Origin of the sequence: Williamsia sterculiae, assembly GCF_900156495.1 — a bacterium.
GTDB lineage: Bacteria > Actinomycetota > Actinomycetes > Mycobacteriales > Mycobacteriaceae > Williamsia_B > Williamsia_B sterculiae.
Genome location: NZ_FTNT01000003.1, coordinates 445154 through 461712 on the forward strand (window position 1 = coordinate 445154; position 16559 = coordinate 461712).

Sequence of the window (16559 nt, forward strand, 5' to 3'; positions counted from 1 at the left end):
TCAGAGCTCTGGGCGGCAGGTGTTCTGTACGTCAGGTGTTCTGGGGGAATCCGAGATTGATCCCGCCGTGGCTGGGATCGAGCCAGCGGCTGGTGACAGCCTTGGTGCGGGTGAAGAACTGCACTCCCTGGGTGCCGTGGGCGTGGCTGTCGCCGAACAGGGAGGCTTTCCAACCGCCGAAGCTGTAGTAGGCCATCGGGACAGGGATGGGGACGTTGATACCGACCATTCCCACCTCTACCTCGTTCTGGAATCGGCGGGCGGCGCCTCCGTCGTTGGTGAAGATCGCGGTGCCGTTGCCGTAGGGGTTGGCGTTGATCAACTCGAGCGCCTGGTCGTAGGTGTCCACGCGCACCACGCTGAGCACCGGTCCGAAGATCTCGTCGGTGTAGATGCTCATGTCGGTGGTGACGTTGTCGATCAGGGTGGGGCCGAGCCAGAACCCGTCGGCACCTACGTCGGGCGTCACGGTGCGTCCGTCGACGACGATCGTCGCCCCGGCGGCCGCACCGGCGTCGACGTAGGAGCGGACCCTGTCGCGGTGGGCGCTGGTGACCAGCGGGCCCATGTCGGCGCCTCGGGTTCCGTCGCCGGTGATCAGCGGTCGGGTCCGGTCGGCGATCTTGGTGACCAGTTCGTCGGCGATGTCACCGACCGCCACACACGCCGAGATCGCCATGCAGCGTTCGCCTGCGGAACCGAAGCCTGCGTTGACCATGGCGTCGGCGGCCAGGTCGAGGTCGGCGTCGGGCAGCACGATGGCGTGGTTCTTCGCCCCGCCCAGTGCTTGGACCCGCTTGCCCGCTGCGGTGGCGGTGGCGTAGACGTACCGGGCGACCGGTGTGGACCCGACGAAGCTGATGGCCTTGATCGCCGGGTTGGTCAGCACTTCGTCAACCGCCGTCTTGTCACCGTGCACCACGTTGAACACACCGTCGGGCAGCCCCGCCTCTTTCCACAGCTCGGCGATCCACATCGACGCCGACGGGTCCTTCTCGGACGGTTTGACGACGACGGTGTTGCCCGCGGCGATGGCCACCGGGAAGAACCACATGGGCACCATGGCGGGGAAGTTGAACGGTGAGATGATCCCGACCGGCCCCAACGGTTGTTGGATGGAGAACACATCGACCTTGGTCGAGGCGTTCTCGGTATACCCGCCCCTGAGTAGATGGGGTATACCGCAAGCGAATTCGACAACTTCCTGACCGCGCGACACTTCACCCAGTGCGTCGGAGAGCACCTTGCCGTGTTCGGCGGTGATGATCTCGGCAAGTTCGTGTCGACGGCTGTTGAGCAGTTCGCGGAACCGGAACAGCACCTCCACCCGCTTGGCGAGGCTGGTGTCACGCCACGCCGGGAACGCCGCCGCGGCGGCGGCGATGACCGCCCGGGTGTCCTCCACCGCCGCCAACGCGACCTCTCCGGTCACCGCACCGGTGGCCGGATTCGTCACCGGCGCGGTGGTCTCACCCGCACCGGGATACGGCTTGTTGTTCACCCAGTGGGTCACGGTGGTCGGCATCGCGAGAACCTCTCAGTCGACATGGTGGGCCGCCCGGACACAGCCGACCGCCCCTCGATCATCGACCACCGAGCTGCTGTCGAGTGACTACATCATGTATCGAAATCGACCTATTCGAATACACTCTGTCAATGCCAGTGACAGTCCGCGATGTCATCGACCTGCCCGAGGTACAGCACGGGCGTCCGCAGGTGATCTGCGACGATCGGCTCGGCGACGCGATCCGGTGGGTGCACGTCAGTGACGTCGCGGATCTGTCGGGACTCCTGCAGGGTGGCGAACTGGTCTTGACCACCGGCGAGGCCCTCGTGCGGTCACCCGCGGCCTACCTGCGCGGGCTGGCCGCGGCCGGCGTGGTCGGGGTGATCGTCGAGATCGGCGAGACCGTTGCCGCGTTGTCGGACTCGGTCGGGACCGCTGCCCGAGACCACGGTCTCGCGCTCGTCGCTCTGCACCGGACGGTGCGCTTCGTCGAGGTCACGGAGGCCGTGCATCGCCGGATCGTCGCCGAGCAATATGACGCCGTCGCCTTCGATCGTGCGGTGCACGAGACCTTCACCGACCTCAGCATGCGGCGCGCCTCGATGGGCGGCATCGTCGATGCGGCCTCGCGCATGCTCGACCAGCCCGTCGTCCTCGAGGACCTCGCACACCAGGTGCTGGCCTCGTCCAGCGGATCACAGACCGACATTGCCGGCGTGCTCGCCGACTGGGAGCGGCGGTCGCGACACCACCCCGACTCCGGGGTGGTGTCGGAGGGCTGGACCGCGGCGGTGGTGGGACCGCGAGGCGAGACGTGGGGACGCCTGGTGGTGCCGCGTGAGGTCGCCGCGCCCGCGCGAACCCTTCGGGTGCTGGAGCGAGCCGCGGTGGCGCTGGCACTGCACCGGATGATCGAACGCGATCGCACCGGCCTGCACCAGAAGGCGCAGAGTGGCCTCATCGACGACGTCATCGAGGCACGCGTCACCGGCGAGAACGAGATCGCCGCGCGTGCCCACGCCCTCGGTGTCGGCCGGGCGGCCGTCTACCACCCGATGGTGATCCGGTTGAACCGCTCCGTCCCCGACACCGATCCGGTGTCGGCACAACGACGTAACGTGCAGCAACTCGATGCCGTATCCCATGCGATCCGAACGGCCGGACACACCGCCCTGTCGACGATCCGCCGCGAGGGCGAGGTCGACGCCGTGATCGCACTACGCGAAGCCCGTGCCGGCGCCGACCATGTCCTGACCGATGTGGCGAACCGCGTTCGCGCCGTCGTGACCCGAGTCGGCGGCGTCGTCGGTTGCACCGTCGCGGTGGGCGACAGCGAACCCCGAATCGGTGACGCCATCGGGAGTCTGCCCGCGGTCGCACATGTCGCCGAGGTCGCCGAGGCCATGGAAGGCGTCTCGCGTGCGTTCTATCGCGCCACGGATGTTCGGCTCCGTGGCCTGCTCGCGTTGCTCAGGGACGACCCGCGAGTACAGGCTTTCGCGGAGAGCGAGCTGCGCACCCTGATCGCGTCGCAACCCCAACTCCTGTCCGTTCTACGTGCGTATCTTCAGGTGAACGGGAACAAAGTCGCGCTCGCACGGCGACTACACATCAGCAGGCCCGTGTTGTACAAGCGGTTGCGGACCATCGAGGAGGTGGGCGGTATCGACCTCGCCGATCCTGAGTCGCTCGTCTCACTGCAGGTGGCCCTGATGGTCCACGACGCACAGCGGGCGGGAGCCGCAGCTGGGTGATCAGTGCGCGGTAGGTGGGTCGCCGACCAGATCAAGATTGTCGATGGTCATGTCCGGGTCGATGTCGATACCGAGAATCCGGCAGTGCGCCTCGATCAGACTCCACAGCGATATCTGCAGGAACTCGGCCAGCTCCGTCGGTGAGATCCGCGGCTGGGACTGACTGAGCCAGCGATTGACCGTTGCGTCCACCGTGCCGATGAGGGCGAAGGCCAGGGGTTGCGCGAATCGAGGATCGGCACCTTTGGCCGACAAGAACTGGTACAGATAGTTCGCCACGTCCGAACCGATGGACGTTCTGGCGCTCACGACGACATGCGATCCGGCCGTCGGTCGGGACGTGGAACCCGCACCCAGGAACAGGTGCAGGGTCTGGTTCTTCTCCAGCCATCCCACGTAACTCTCCACCGAGTCGCGGATGGCGTCGCGGATGGTGCCATGCGGGACCAGTGTCGGCGTCAGAGCCGACATCAGGTCCGCGACGATGAACTCCCGGACCTGTTCGTCCAGGTCGTCACGGTCCTTGAAGATGCGGTACACCACCGAGCGGGGTAGTCGCGCGCGCTCCGCGATGTCCTTGACTCCCGCCTCGCGCCCACGCTCGGAGAACAACGCCACCGCGGCCTCCAGGATGCGCAGTCGACGTTCCTGCTTGTGTTCGTCCCAGCGACGGGTGCGGCCGTCGCCGGTCTCGACGGTCTCCTCGGAATCCGGCATCGCATCAGGATAGGGCGTGCCTATTGACTTGGACGCCATGTCCCACATAGTTTGTGTGGGACATCGTGTCCACGCGTTGCGCAACAGCGGATTCCGTCCTGTCCGAAGAGTGCGCGATGCGTGGCCGCCATAATCACGGATTGGAGCCGAGATGACGACCAGGGTCTTCGTCGCAGGGGTCGGGATGACCAAGTTCGAGAAGCCCGGAGCGATCGAGTGGGACTACCCGCAGATGGCCCAGCAGGCGGGCACGAAGGCTCTCGACGATGCCGGCATCGACTACACGGACGTCGAACAGGGTTACGTCGGCTACGTCTACGGCGAGTCCACCTCGGGTCAACGAGCGCTCTACGAATTGGGAATGACCGGCATCCCGATCGTCAACGTCAACAACAACTGCTCCACCGGATCCACGGCTCTGTTCCTCGCCACGCAGGCCGTGCGCAGCGGGACGGTCGACTGCGCTCTCGCGCTCGGTTTCGAGAAGATGCAAAAGGGTTCGCTCGGTTCGACTTTCGACGACCGCGAGCAGCCGATGATGCGACATCTGTTGGCCTTGGCCGAACTGCAGGAGTTCGCCATGCCACCGGCTCCGTACATGTTCGGTGCGGCCGGCCTCGAACACATGGAGCGCTACGGAACCACGGTCGAACAGTTCGCCTCGATTGCGGTCAAGAACCACCGTCACTCGCAGCACAACCCCTACGCCCAGTTTCAGGACGAGTACACGCTGCAGGAAATCCTGGAGTCCAAGCCGATCTATGGGCCGCTCACCAAGTTGCAGTGCTCGCCGACATCGGACGGTTCCGGTGCGGCGGTCATCGTCAGCGAGCGCTTCGTCGAACAGCACGGTCTCGGCGACCGCGCGGTCGAGATCGTCGGGCAGTCCATGGTCACCGACATGAACAGCACCTTCGACGACAAGAGCGCCATCAGCCTGGTCGGCGCGGACATGACACGCAAAGCCGCTGAGCGCGTCTATCAACAGGCCGGGATCACCCCCGACGACGTCGACGTCATCGAGTTGCACGACTGCTTCTCGACCAACGAACTGCTCACCTATGAGGCGCTGGGGCTCTGCGCGGCCGGAGACGGTGGAAAGCTGGTCGACGCGGGCGAAACCACCTATGGCGGCCGGTGGGTGGTCAACCCGTCCGGTGGCTTGATCTCGAAGGGACATCCGCTGGGCGCCACCGGTCTCGCACAGTGCAGCGAACTCACCTGGCAGCTCCGCGGTGCCGCCGACAAGCGTCAGGTCGACGGAGCGGCGGTGGCCCTCCAGCACAACATCGGTCTCGGCGGCGCGGTCGTCATCACGGCCTATCGGCCGGCCCAACGCTGACCACCACGCTCGTCATTCTTCACTCTCAACTCTCATCACCAGGAGGAATTCCATGGCATCCGTTTCCGTATCCACCGAGGTCGGCACCACCCCCGAGAAGGCGTGGGCTCTGCTCAGCGACCTCGAGCGCTGGGGTGAGTGGCTCACCATCCATCAGGGCTGGCGAGGTGAACTGCCCGCCGAGCTCAAGGAGGGCAACGTGTTCACCGAGGTGGTCTCGGTGATGAACATGGCCAACAAGATCGAGTGGACGGTGGCCGAGGTCAGCGCGCCGAAGTTCCTGCGGATCACCGGAACCGGTATGGCGGGCGTCAAGATCGAATTCGTGTTGCGCGTCGAGCCCTCGGGTGACGCCGGTGCAACGGCGTCGTTCGATGCCACGTTCACCGGGTCGATGATCGTGGGACCCATCGGGAAGTCGGTCGCCAAACACTGCGAAGCCGACCTGCGCGAGTCGATGGACAAGTTCAACGCCCTGGCCGGGTGACCACCGTTCGCCGAACCCCCGACGAGCTTACGGAGAACTGTGTCGAGTACCGAGAGTGCCGCCCGCCCCGCGGCGAAGCCGGTCACCTTTGACGGTGACGCCATCGGCGAGTGGACGGATCCCGAACACTTCGCGGTGACCGCGGAGCGGATCGCCGAGTACGCAGCCGCCACCAACGACCCGATAGCCACGCATCGCGAGGGTGCCGTGGCACCGCCGGTGTTCGCGGTCGTGCCGGTGTTCGGATCGATGGCCCCGGCCGCACTCTCGGTGGCCCCGGTTGAACTGCTGCCCAAACTGGTCCACGGCGAGCAGGATTTCGTCTTCCATCGTCCGATTCGTGCCGGTGACGACCTCACGGTGCTCGCGCGTCCCATCGGGTACGTGGGCCGCGAGAACGGGTCGACCGTCGCGGTGTACGCCGAGACCCGCGACGCCGCGGGCGAGTTGGTCAACGAGCAGTGGTTGACCGCCTTCTTCCGCAACGTCGACGCCGGCGTGGGAGAGGGTGACCCGACTCCCGAGCACCGTCTCGACCCCGCCGTCGCCGAGAAGGACCCGCTGGTCACCGTCGTCCAACACATCGACTCCGACCAGACATTTCGATACTCACCGGCGTCGGGCGATCCGATGCCGATCCACCTGGACGACGAGATCGCCCGGATGTCGGGGCTTCCCGGCATCATCAACCACGGGCTGTGCACCATGGCGTTCACCTCTTGGGCGGGGTTGACCGAGCTCGCCAACGGTGACACCAGCCGGTTGCGTCGACTGGCGGTTCGGTTTGCGAAACCGGTGTTGCCCGGCAACGACATCACCACGTCGTTCTGGCAGGTCGACGACCCGGAGGGCACCGACGACACGGTCTCTTACGGATTCCAGACGACCTCGGCCGACGAGATCGTCATCAAGGACGGATTGGCCGTGTTCACGGTCTGACTCCGCGCACTCACCACGTGAGTGCCGCGTATCACCACCACCAACGACTTCGAGGAGATCAAGCGACATGGGACGGTTTGACGGAACGGTGGCCATCGTCACCGGCGCCGGCCGCGGGATCGGCCGGGAGCACGCTCTGCTGCTCGCCGCCGAAGGTGCATCGGTCGTGGTCAACGACCTTGGCGGCGCCAACGACGGAACGGGAACGGATGCCGGCCCGGCGCAGGACGTCGTCGACGAGATCGTCGCGGCCGGTGGCCGCGCCGTCGCCAACACCGACAACGTGGCCCAATGGGCCGGTGCCGGTCGACTCGTCGACCAGGCCGTGGCGGAGTTCGGGCGGCTCGACATCCTGATCAACAACGCGGGCATCCTGCGCGACGCATTCATCGCCGGCATCACCGAGGATCAGTGGGATGCCGTGATCGCGGTACACCTCAAGGGTCACGCGGCCTGTCTGCACCACGCCGCGGCGTACTGGAAGGCCCGCTCCAAGGCCGGTGAGGACGTCTCGGCCGCCGTGGTGAACACCGCGTCCGCATCGGGCACATTCATGCCGAACGCCGGGCAGGCCAATTACGGCGCGGCCAAAGCCGGTATCGCCGCCCTCACCCAGGTCGCGGCCGAGGAACTCGAGCGCTACGGCGTCCGGGTCAACGCAATCGCTCCGATCGCGCGCACTCGCCTCACGTTGGCGACCCCGGGGATGAGTGCATTGTTCGCCGAAGAGGTCCCCGAGGGCGAATTCGACGCCTTCAGCCCTGCCAACATCGCACCGGTGGTCGCATACCTGGCCGACCCGAACTCCAAACTCACCGGCAAGGTGTTCGCGGTCCAGGGCGGCGCCATCTCCGAGCTCATCGGCTGGCACACCGCCGACGCCATCGAGTCCGATGGCCCGTGGACCATCGACGACGTCGCCGCGCGGCTCGGCTGAGGGGCCGACATGTCGAGAAATTCCTACGAACTCGGGATCGGCCTGAACGACGATCATTCCGCGCTGGCCGAGTCGGTGCGTCGCTTCGCCGAACGCGATGTCGATCACGACGAGATGCGCCGCGCGGTCGAGCGGTCCGGGGACGAGAAATTCCCCACCTTCTGGCAAGGCCTGGTGGACCAGGGTTTGCTCGGCCTTCATGTCCCTGAGACCGCGGGTGGCGACGGTGCCGGTCTGTTGACCCTCGCTGTGGCGCTGGAGGCTTTCGGGCGCACCATCGCCGAGGGGTCGTTCGTGCCCACTCTGCTGGCGAGTGCCGCGCTGTCGGCGACCGAATCCAAGGTCTCTCTCGAGTTGTTGCCCGGATTGATCGACGGATCGATCACCGGCACCGTCGCCCTGGGTGAAGCGATCACCGCACAGCGAGAGGGTGCAGATCTGGTGGCCTCGGGTGCCTACGACGGGGTGCTGACCGCCGTCACCGCCGACGTGTTCGTCGTGCCGTTCCTCGTCGACGACGAGATCGTCTGGGCCGCCGTCGACGCCGCGTCGGTCTCGATCAAGGCGCAGGACTCCATCGACCTCCTCCGTGGCGCGGGGCGCGTGCAGCTCGACACCGTCGTGGTGCCGTCTGACCGCATCCTGACCGGGCTGACCGCCACCCGGATGCATTCCATCGCCACCGTCATCCTGGGCGCAGAAGCGGTCGGCATCATCTCCTGGTGCGTGTCCACGGCGTCTGAGTACGCGAAGACGCGGGTGCAGTTCGGACGGCCCATCGGACAGTTCCAGGGAGTCAAGCACAAGTGTGCCTACATGGGTATCGCGCTGGAGAAGGCGCGGGCCGTTCTCTGGGACGCCGCCGGGGCCCTCGACCGCGGTGAATCGACGGCCGATTTCGCCGCCGATGTCGCTGCCGTCATCGTCCCGGATGGAGCTGTCGGCTGCGCTCAGGACTGCATTCAGGTACACGGTGGTATCGGGTTCACCTGGGAACACGATGCTCACCTGTATTACCGTCGCGCCCTGTCGATCCGGGCTCAGCTCGGCACCCACGAGGCGCGCGCCGCTGCTGTCGCCGATCGTGCGTTGGCGGGCGAGACGTTACCCACCGACATCGAATTGCCCGCCGAGGCCGAGGAGATCCGCGGTGCGATCCGGGAGAGCCTGGTCCCGCTCTCGGCGCTCGGCGAAGACGATCAGCTCATCGCCCTGGGCGACGGGGGTTGGGTGCAACCGCACCTGCCCGCGCCGTTCGGTCGGGGTGCGTCACCGTTGGAGCAGGTGGTCATCTCGGAGGAACTGGCGCGCGCCGAGATCGCGCTACCCCAGTTGCTGATGGGTGGCTGGGCCGTCGGCGCCATCGTCGCCCACGGCACCGACAAGCAGAAGAAGGATCTTGCCATCCCGACCCTGCAGGGTGAGATCGTCTGGTGTCAGCTCTTCAGCGAACCCGGTGCCGGGTCCGATCTCGCGTCTCTGTCCACCAAGGCCGAGAAGGTCGACGGGGGATGGGTGATCAACGGGCAGAAGATCTGGACCACGGTGGCGCAGTTCGCGGAGTGGGCGATGCTCATCGCCCGGACCGACACGAGTCGTCCCAAACACCAGGGCATCACCTACTTCCTGTTGGACATGTCGGCCACGGGCGTGACCGTGCGTCCGTTACGGGAGATGACCGGTTCGGCGTTGTTCAACGAGGTGTTTCTCGACGACGTCTTCATCCCCGACGATTGCGTGGTCGGCGAGGTGAACGACGGGTGGAATGTCGCACGAACCACGCTGGCAGGCGAGCGTGTGGCGTTGAGCGCGAAGATGGAGGCCTACGCCACCGACAGCGACCTGCTCAAGTTCACGACGGGACGCGATCTCGGCCCCACCGCGCGTGTGCGCGTCGGCGAGCTGATCGCGGAGAGTCGCGCCATCGACGTCATCAGTGCGCGCGTGGTGCTCAAACAGCTGTCCGGGGCGGATGTGAGTACCACCTCGAGTGTCGGAAAGCTGTTGGGGATGGCTCTAGGACAGGCCATCTCGGAATTCGTGGTGGCCGAGCTCGGCATCGCAGGTGCGGTGGTCGTTCCTGGGCAACCGAGTGACAAGGCCATCGAACAGCTGATCTCGGGCCGGGCCACCACCATCTACGGCGGGACCACCGAAGTGCAGCTCAACGTGATCGGCGAACGCATGCTGGGACTACCACGAGACGCCGCTTGAGTGGGCCACTCGGGGGTGTCCGCGTCGTCGAGATCGCCAGTCTGGCTCCTGGACCCTTCGCCTGCATGATCCTGGCCGATCTCGGCGCCGACGTCATCCGCGTCGACCGAGCCGGACACGGTGGGGGGCTATTGTCCCCGTCCGGCGTCCTCGACCGCGGACGGCGCTCCATCTCGGTGGACCTGGGGACCGCAGCGGGACGCGATGTCGTCCTGAGGTTGGTGGAGACGGCGGACATCCTGGTCGAAGGATTTCGTCCCGGTGTCGTCGAGCGACTGGGCATCGGCCCCGACGACTGTGCATCCCGTAACCCGCGCCTGATCTACGGCCGGATGACCGGATGGGGACAGAGCGGCCCCATGTCCCAGCGCGCGGGGCACGACATCAACTACATCGCGCTGTCGGGTGCACTGCACCTGATCGGTCGGACCGGTGAGCGCCCGGTTCCACCGGCGAACCTGTTGGCCGACTTCGGTGGTGGCGGACTATTGCTCGCGATGGGTCTGATGGCGGCGCTGCACGAGCGGACGTCGTCAGGACTCGGTCAGGTCGTGGACGCATCGATGGTCGAGGGCTCGGCGTTGCTCACAGCCTTCGTCCACGCAATGCACGCATCCGGCCTGTGGGACGGCGATCGCGGTGAGAACCTGCTCGACGGTGGCGGGGCCTTCTACGACACCTACGAGTGTGCCGATGGGCGACACCTCGCCGTGGGGTGTGTAGAGCAGCAGTTCTACGCAGAGTTGCTCGTGACCCTCGGGCTCACCGACGCGGACCTACCCGAGCAGTACGACCTCGACGAGGCCGACGCATTGCGAACGCGTATCGCGGCCGTGATCGCCACCAGACCCCGCGATGAATGGGCGGCGATCTTCGCCGAGTCGGATGCGTGTGTGACGCCGGTCCTCTCGCCGTGGGAGGCCGCCGATCATCCGCACAATCAGGCCCGCGAGAGCTTCGTGAGCGTCGGGGGCATCACCCAACCCGCGCCGGCCCCGAAGTTCAGTCGCAGTGTGGTGGCCACTCCGACAGCGGGTTCGCGACCCGGAGCGGACTCGACAACCGTCCTCGCCGACATCGGCTACACCGCCGAGCAGATCGCGGAGTTGACGTCGGAGGGCGCGGTCGAATAGCCGATCGCGGGCACCTCGACGCGGATGATCCTGCCGTTCAGGAAATCCGACGCTGCGAGGAGTGAAACAGCGGGATACCCACGAGCGCGTCGGTGCGGCCCCGGCGGCCGATCGAGGTGCGGTCAGGTGAGCCCCAGATGACGCAGACCGCGGGCGTAGTTGGCGATGATGCCCGGAGTGATGTGTGGGATGTCCTTGTGTCGTCCCACCTTCGCACGACGCACCGCATCGCGGAACCTGTCTGCGGGTGCGATTCCGCCAATGACGGCCGAGGTCGGTCGAGCGTAGTTGTCCAACAACGGAAGAAGCGAATGTCTACGCTGTGTGTCGGGCAGGTTGGTGATCGCCTCACCGAACCGGGTGAACCATTCGTCGTAGTCGTCGACACGAGTGATCTCCGCGCCGTCGTCGATCAACCAGTCGACGTAACGGTCGAGCCCCACGCCGTCCTCGTGTGGATTCATCGCGTGATAGGTACTGAATCCGTCGTCGTCCACCAGGGCGTTGATGGCGGCCGCCAGGAAGTCCACCGGGAGCGCGTCGTAGTGCGACGGTATCGGCGAACCGTCCGGCCCCAGCTCGTGAAAGGAGCGCGGTGCCAGTCCGGTGGCCAGCACGCTCATGAGGAGCCGCGTGAACATGTCCGGCAGATTGAGTTGGCCGAGATCGTGATCGTCGGCCAGGATCATGTCACAGCGGAACACGGTGACGGGCAAGCTCAGGTGTTCGTGCGCCTCCCGCAACAAGACCTCACCTGCCCACTTGCTGTTGCCGTAGCCGCTTGCGTAACCGTGGTCGAGTCTCCGGGTAGCGCTGATCTCGCGGATGTCGGCGTCCTCCACGAATTCCGCGGGCGCGATCTGGGTCGCCACACCCACCGTCGACACATACACATAAGGCTTCACGCATTCGGTGAGGGCCAACTCGATGAGCTCCGCTGTTCCCACCACGTTGGGGCCGAACAGTTCGTGGTAGGGGAGTACGTGATTGACCAGCGCGGCCGGGTCCACGATCAGGTCGACCGTCTCCGCTAGCTCCTGCCAGGTGTCGTCGTCGAGGCCGAGGTGACGAGCCGATTTGTCGGCGACCACCACACGTAGATGCCGGCCGGCGAGCCGGTGATATTCGGCGAGCAGCTCGTCGTCACCGGTGTCGAAGGCGTCGTCCAGGCGAATACGTCCGGCGTCGGCGTCGGACGCACGCACGAGGCAGATGACGGTCCCTCCGCTCATGTCCATGCGGCGCAACCAGTCCAGTGCCAGATAGCGCCCCAGGAATCCGGTGGCACCGGTCACCAGCACGGTTCGCGGCTCACCCGGTGCCGGGGGCAGATCCGACGCTCTCGCGATGGTCGACGGGTCCAAGAAGGCATCGAGCGTGAGGTCGGTGGCACGGATGGTCTCACCGTCGCCGTGTATCGACGCCGCGGTCGGTCGCTGTCCGCCAGGAGCCGCGACGAACGCCGCAAGTCCGGACATGTCGGTCGTCGGGGAGGTGATGACTCCGACGGGCACCTCCACGTCGAAGATCTCCCGCAGTTCGGTTCCCAGGGTGACCGCAGTGAGCGAATCACCGCCGAGGTCGGTGAAATGCGACTGGGGTCCGATATCACCCTCGGCAAGGTCGAGCAGTGCGGTCGCGACGTCGATCACGGTCTGCTCGGCCGGACGCTCGGAGGCCTGTTCCCTGGCCAGGCGCAGCTTGTCATCTCTGCCCGCCTCCAACTCACCGTAGAGCGCTTCCAGGGCGTTGCCGTACCGTGCCTTGAGTGCCGGGCGCGCGAGTTTGGCCGTGTTGGTGAGCAATCCGTTGTGCTGGCTGAACGGGTCTCGTTCGATGATGACCTCGCGGGGGATCTCGACCGCCGACAGCCCGGCGTCACGCCCGATGTCGCGCAGCGCGGTGTTCACCCGGGCACGGAGTATGTCGTCATCACCACCGGCGTCGACGACGGCGCCCGCGGTGGGGACGACGACAGCCAGCAGATACGGCCGAGAACTGTTCCCATACACGTAGATCTGCTCGACAGGTGGCGCGACGAGTGCCGCCTCCGCATGCGATACGGTCACGAATTCGCCCTGGGACAGTTTGATCACGTTGTTGCGGCGATCCAGATAGCGCAACTCGTCGGGCGCGATCTCGGCGACGATGTCCCCGGTTCGGTAGAACCCGTCCTCGTCGAAGGCCTCGGCCGTCAGTTCGGGACGACGGTAGTAACCGGCGAAGATGTCGGTGGTCTTGACCAGCAACTCACCACGCGGGTGCGGTCGGTCCGTGCTCCGGTAACCGAGTTCGGGGACGTCGCGCAGTCGGTACGCGATCACCGGCGGCCGCGTGATGTGACCGTTCAACAGCACGCCACCGGACTCGGTCGACCCGTAGCCCTCGATCAGTGGCTCGCCGAGCAGGTCCCCCACGAAGGTGGCGACGTCGGGCGAGATCGGTGCCGATCCCGTGACGGCCCGTACCTCGCCCGCACCGAGGTAGCGGGTCCGCAGATCGGACAGCGCAGTGGCGTCGTCGGCGCCGCGGGCCCGGTCGGCGAGGTACTCCCGATACAGCATCTCCCAGACCCGCGGGACGAACTGCAATTGGGTCGGGTGTACCTCGGCGAGGTCGTCGAGCAGTTGGGACAGATCGCTCTGCGCCGTGAAGAATGCGGTCCCCCCGTTACCCAGCGTCTGCAGCAGGGTGGTACGACCCATCACGTGGCTCATCGGCATGAAGTTCAAGGTCACCCAGCGCAGGGGATCGTCACGACTGAACGCGAGGCCGAATCCGTTGCGGAGCATGCGCGCGACGGCGGACTGCCGATACATCGCACCCTTGGGTGTCCCGGTGCTGCCGGACGTGTAGATCAGCAGTGCCAATGCGTCGGGATCCCGATCGCGACGCACGGGCGCAACCACGTCATGCGTGAGGTCGTCGTGGAGTGTGGTGGTGAGCTGCGCGACGGTACCTTCGATCTCCCGTCGTCGACGATCGAGATCGTCCACATCCACGTCTTCGGTATCGAAGATCAGCAGATGCTCGACGGTTGTCCGGCGCATGGCGGCGAGGATCCCGGTCACCGCGGGCAGGTGTTCGGCCGCGACGGCCAGGACACGCGGGGCAGTCTCCTCCAGAATCTGCTGCCAACTCGACGGTGACGCACCGGTCTGCAGCGGGACCGACACACCGCCCGCGGGACCGGTGACCGCTAGATCGACGATGCTGTATCCGGGACTGGTGAAACCCAGAATGGCCACCGTATCGCCCTGCCCGAGGCCGAATCGGGTCACCAGAGACGTCGCTACGGCGTCGACGCGGGAAGCCAGTTGGGCGTATGTCAGGGTTCGCCAGGCCCTCGCATTTCCCGGTCGCCACGCCATCGCAGCGCGATCGCCGTATCCGTCCGCCAGAACGGATACGATGCCCGATACCGAAGTCTCAGCCGAAACACGTTCGACCACAGCAGGATCGGCACCAGCAGTGTCGATCGCGGACGCGGGCAGCAGGGAACCGGGCACCATCACACCTCTTCGTCGAGACTTCATTAGCAACTCTAAGCAAACGCTCGGTTGCGACGGCTCGCCAGGAAACGTGAACCTTCTCACTCGCCGCCGCACCCGAAATGGCCGCGAAGTCCGATTGGGCGACATCCCACGAGATATGGGGGTGGATGTCCGGGTCATCCCCGATGACCGCACGTCCGTGGGGCGCTGTAATCGAGGGGACCGGATACAACCGAGAGGACGTCACCATGACGACAGCACCCGTACACCGCTCACCGCGCCTGGAGCGCTCGCGCACCGACAAGTGGTTCGGTGGTGTGTGCGGCGGTCTCGCCGCGCACTTCGGCTGGAGCCCGGCCCTCGTGCGCACGCTGTTCGTGCTGTCGGTGATCCTGCCCGGCCCTCAGGTGCTGGTCTACCTCGCGCTATGGATCGTCATTCCCAAGGCCCCTGCCTGACCCGTGGCACCCACCGATACCTATGGCGCCACGGGGTCTGCGGTCGGACGGTCAGGAGGTGGTCTCCGTGGAAGCGGTGGCGACCGTGCGACTCGCGTCGGGATCGATGACCTCGTCGGTACCCGAGCGGCGTGACCTCCAGCGCGTCAGCTCGTAGGCGACAAGTATCACCACCAGCGTGACACCGCTCATGATGAACTGCGAACGCGTGCTGGGCAGGAATGCCATCGCCAGGATGACGGCCACCATCACCGCGATGGTCGCGTAGCTGAGCCAGGGGAACAACCACATCTTCAGCCGCAGCGCCGTGGGATCCTGCCGCTCGACCCGCCGCCGCAACACGACCTGCGACACGGCGATGATCAGGTACACGAACAGCGCGACGGCTCCATACGAGTTGACGAGGAAGTCGAACACCACATCGCCCCAGATGTAGGTCGCCGCGACCGACACGTAGCCGACAACGGTGCCCAGCAGGATCGCGCGTCGCGGTACACCGTTGGCCGACAGTCGGGTGAAGAACCGAGGCCCGTCACCATGTGTGGTGAGCGCGAACACCATTCGTGATGTGGTGTACAGGGCGGAGTTCAGGCACGACAGCACGGCGGTGAGGACGATGAGATTCATGATGGTGGACACCGCGGGGATGCCGAGTACCGACAGAACCGAGGCGTACGGACTCACCCCCACGCTCTTGGTGTTCCAGGGCTGGACTGTGACCACCACCAAGATGGACCCGACGTAGAACAGGATGATCCGGAGGATGATCGACCTCATCGCCCGTGACACGGCCTGTTCGGGCTCGTCGGACTCGGCGGCAGCGATGGTGACGATCTCAGCCCCGGTGTAGAAGGCGACGCAGGGGACCACCGCCGCGAGCACAGCACCCCAACCCGACGGGGTGAAGCCGCCGTGGTCGACGAGATTCGACAGCCCCGGTGTGGAGTCCGGCCAGAGTCCGGTGATCCAGAGGATGCCCACGAACAGGAAGACCACGATCGCCACGACCTTGATCGACGAGAACCAGTACTCGAACTCACCGAAGGAGCGCGCCGAGACGAGATTGGTTGCCGTCAGGGTGAGCATCAGGACCAGGCTCAACACCCAGAGCGGCACCTCGGGCAGCCACAGCTGGACGATGCGACCGCCGGCGACCGCTTCCACGGCGACCACGACGACGAAGAAGTACCAGTACAGCCATCCGGTGACGAAACCACCTCGGCGGCCCAGCGCCCGCCGGGCGTACACGTAGAACGACCCGACCACGGGCTGGGCGACGGCCATCTCGGCCAGCATCCGCATGATCAACATCGTGATCAGGCCGCCGATGAGGAACGACACCACCGCCGCGGGGCCCGCGTCGGCGATGACCACACCGCTTCCGACGAACAGGCCCGCTCCGATGACCCCGCCGAGCGCGATGAGATTCATGTGACGGCGCCGCAAGCCCTTGCCCAGTTCGGCATCGGATGCAGCCACGTCGGAGTCGGACATGATGCGCCTCTCGAAACCCCCGTCACCCGGTCACCTGCGGGGATGGAAGCAAGATGTCAACGACCGACCGGGTTCGCAAGCGC

At 66.0% G+C, this 16559-nt stretch carries 12 protein-coding genes; 8 read left to right on the forward strand and 4 right to left on the reverse strand.

Features of this window, described 5'->3' with window-relative positions; genetic code table 11:
- Positions 1 to 31: 31 nt before the first annotated feature.
- A complete protein-coding gene (locus BW971_RS07620) occupies positions 32 to 1525 on the reverse strand; it encodes a CoA-acylating methylmalonate-semialdehyde dehydrogenase (RefSeq protein WP_076478051.1) in 1494 nt (497 codons plus the stop codon).
- Between the two features lie 131 nt (positions 1526 to 1656).
- Between BW971_RS07620 and BW971_RS07625 the strand changes: the two genes are divergently transcribed.
- The gene (locus BW971_RS07625; RefSeq protein ID WP_076478053.1) at positions 1657 to 3261 is read left to right on the forward strand and encodes a PucR family transcriptional regulator; all 1605 of its coding nucleotides are present in this window, start codon (positions 1657 to 1659) and stop codon (positions 3259 to 3261) included.
- Here BW971_RS07625 and BW971_RS07630 read toward each other — a convergent pair whose 3' ends face one another.
- Positions 3262 to 3978, reverse strand: a complete 717-nt coding sequence (locus tag BW971_RS07630; RefSeq protein ID WP_076478055.1) for a TetR/AcrR family transcriptional regulator — start codon at positions 3976 to 3978, stop codon at positions 3262 to 3264.
- 151 nt (positions 3979 to 4129) lie between these two features.
- On the opposite strand from BW971_RS07630, the gene BW971_RS07635 reads away from it, so the two are divergent.
- The 6 genes from BW971_RS07635 (at position 4130) to BW971_RS07660 (ending at position 11030) form a co-directional block, all read left to right on the forward strand.
- A complete protein-coding gene (locus tag BW971_RS07635) occupies positions 4130 to 5320 on the forward strand; it encodes a lipid-transfer protein (protein WP_076478057.1) in 1191 nt (396 codons plus the stop codon).
- A 52-nt stretch (positions 5321 to 5372) separates the two neighbouring features.
- The gene (locus tag BW971_RS07640; RefSeq protein ID WP_076478059.1) at positions 5373 to 5807 is read left to right on the forward strand and encodes a type II toxin-antitoxin system Rv0910 family toxin; all 435 of its coding nucleotides are present in this window, start codon (positions 5373 to 5375) and stop codon (positions 5805 to 5807) included.
- Positions 5808 to 5846: 39 nt separating this feature from the next.
- Positions 5847 to 6746: a MaoC/PaaZ C-terminal domain-containing protein gene (locus BW971_RS07645; protein WP_076478060.1), complete on the forward strand. Its 900-nt coding sequence runs from the start codon at positions 5847 to 5849 to the stop codon at positions 6744 to 6746.
- 67 nt (positions 6747 to 6813) lie between these two features.
- A complete protein-coding gene (locus BW971_RS07650; RefSeq protein WP_076478062.1) occupies positions 6814 to 7683 on the forward strand; it encodes an SDR family oxidoreductase in 870 nt (289 codons plus the stop codon).
- Positions 7684 to 7692: 9 nt separating this feature from the next.
- Complete coding sequence (locus BW971_RS07655) at positions 7693 to 9897, forward strand: acyl-CoA dehydrogenase family protein (protein WP_076478064.1); 2205 nt, start codon at positions 7693 to 7695, stop codon at positions 9895 to 9897.
- A complete protein-coding gene (locus BW971_RS07660) occupies positions 9894 to 11030 on the forward strand; it encodes a CaiB/BaiF CoA transferase family protein (protein WP_076478066.1) in 1137 nt (378 codons plus the stop codon). Before BW971_RS07655 ends, BW971_RS07660 begins: the two co-directional genes overlap by 4 nt.
- A gap of 122 nt (positions 11031 to 11152) precedes the next feature.
- On the opposite strand, the gene car is transcribed toward BW971_RS07660, so the two are convergent.
- On the reverse strand, positions 11153 to 14566 hold the full coding sequence (gene car / locus BW971_RS07665) for a carboxylic acid reductase (protein ID WP_327200806.1): 3414 nt from the start codon (positions 14564 to 14566) through the stop codon (positions 11153 to 11155).
- Positions 14567 to 14772: 206 nt separating this feature from the next.
- Between car and BW971_RS07670 the strand changes: the two genes are divergently transcribed.
- On the forward strand, positions 14773 to 14982 hold the full coding sequence (locus tag BW971_RS07670; protein ID WP_076478333.1) for a PspC domain-containing protein: 210 nt from the start codon (positions 14773 to 14775) through the stop codon (positions 14980 to 14982).
- A gap of 51 nt (positions 14983 to 15033) precedes the next feature.
- Here the strand turns inward: BW971_RS07670 and BW971_RS07675 are convergent, their stop codons facing one another.
- Positions 15034 to 16476 (reverse strand): amino acid permease, encoded by a 1443-nt coding sequence (locus BW971_RS07675; protein ID WP_143690237.1) that lies wholly within the window; start codon positions 16474 to 16476, stop codon positions 15034 to 15036.
- Positions 16477 to 16559 lie beyond the last annotated feature (83 nt).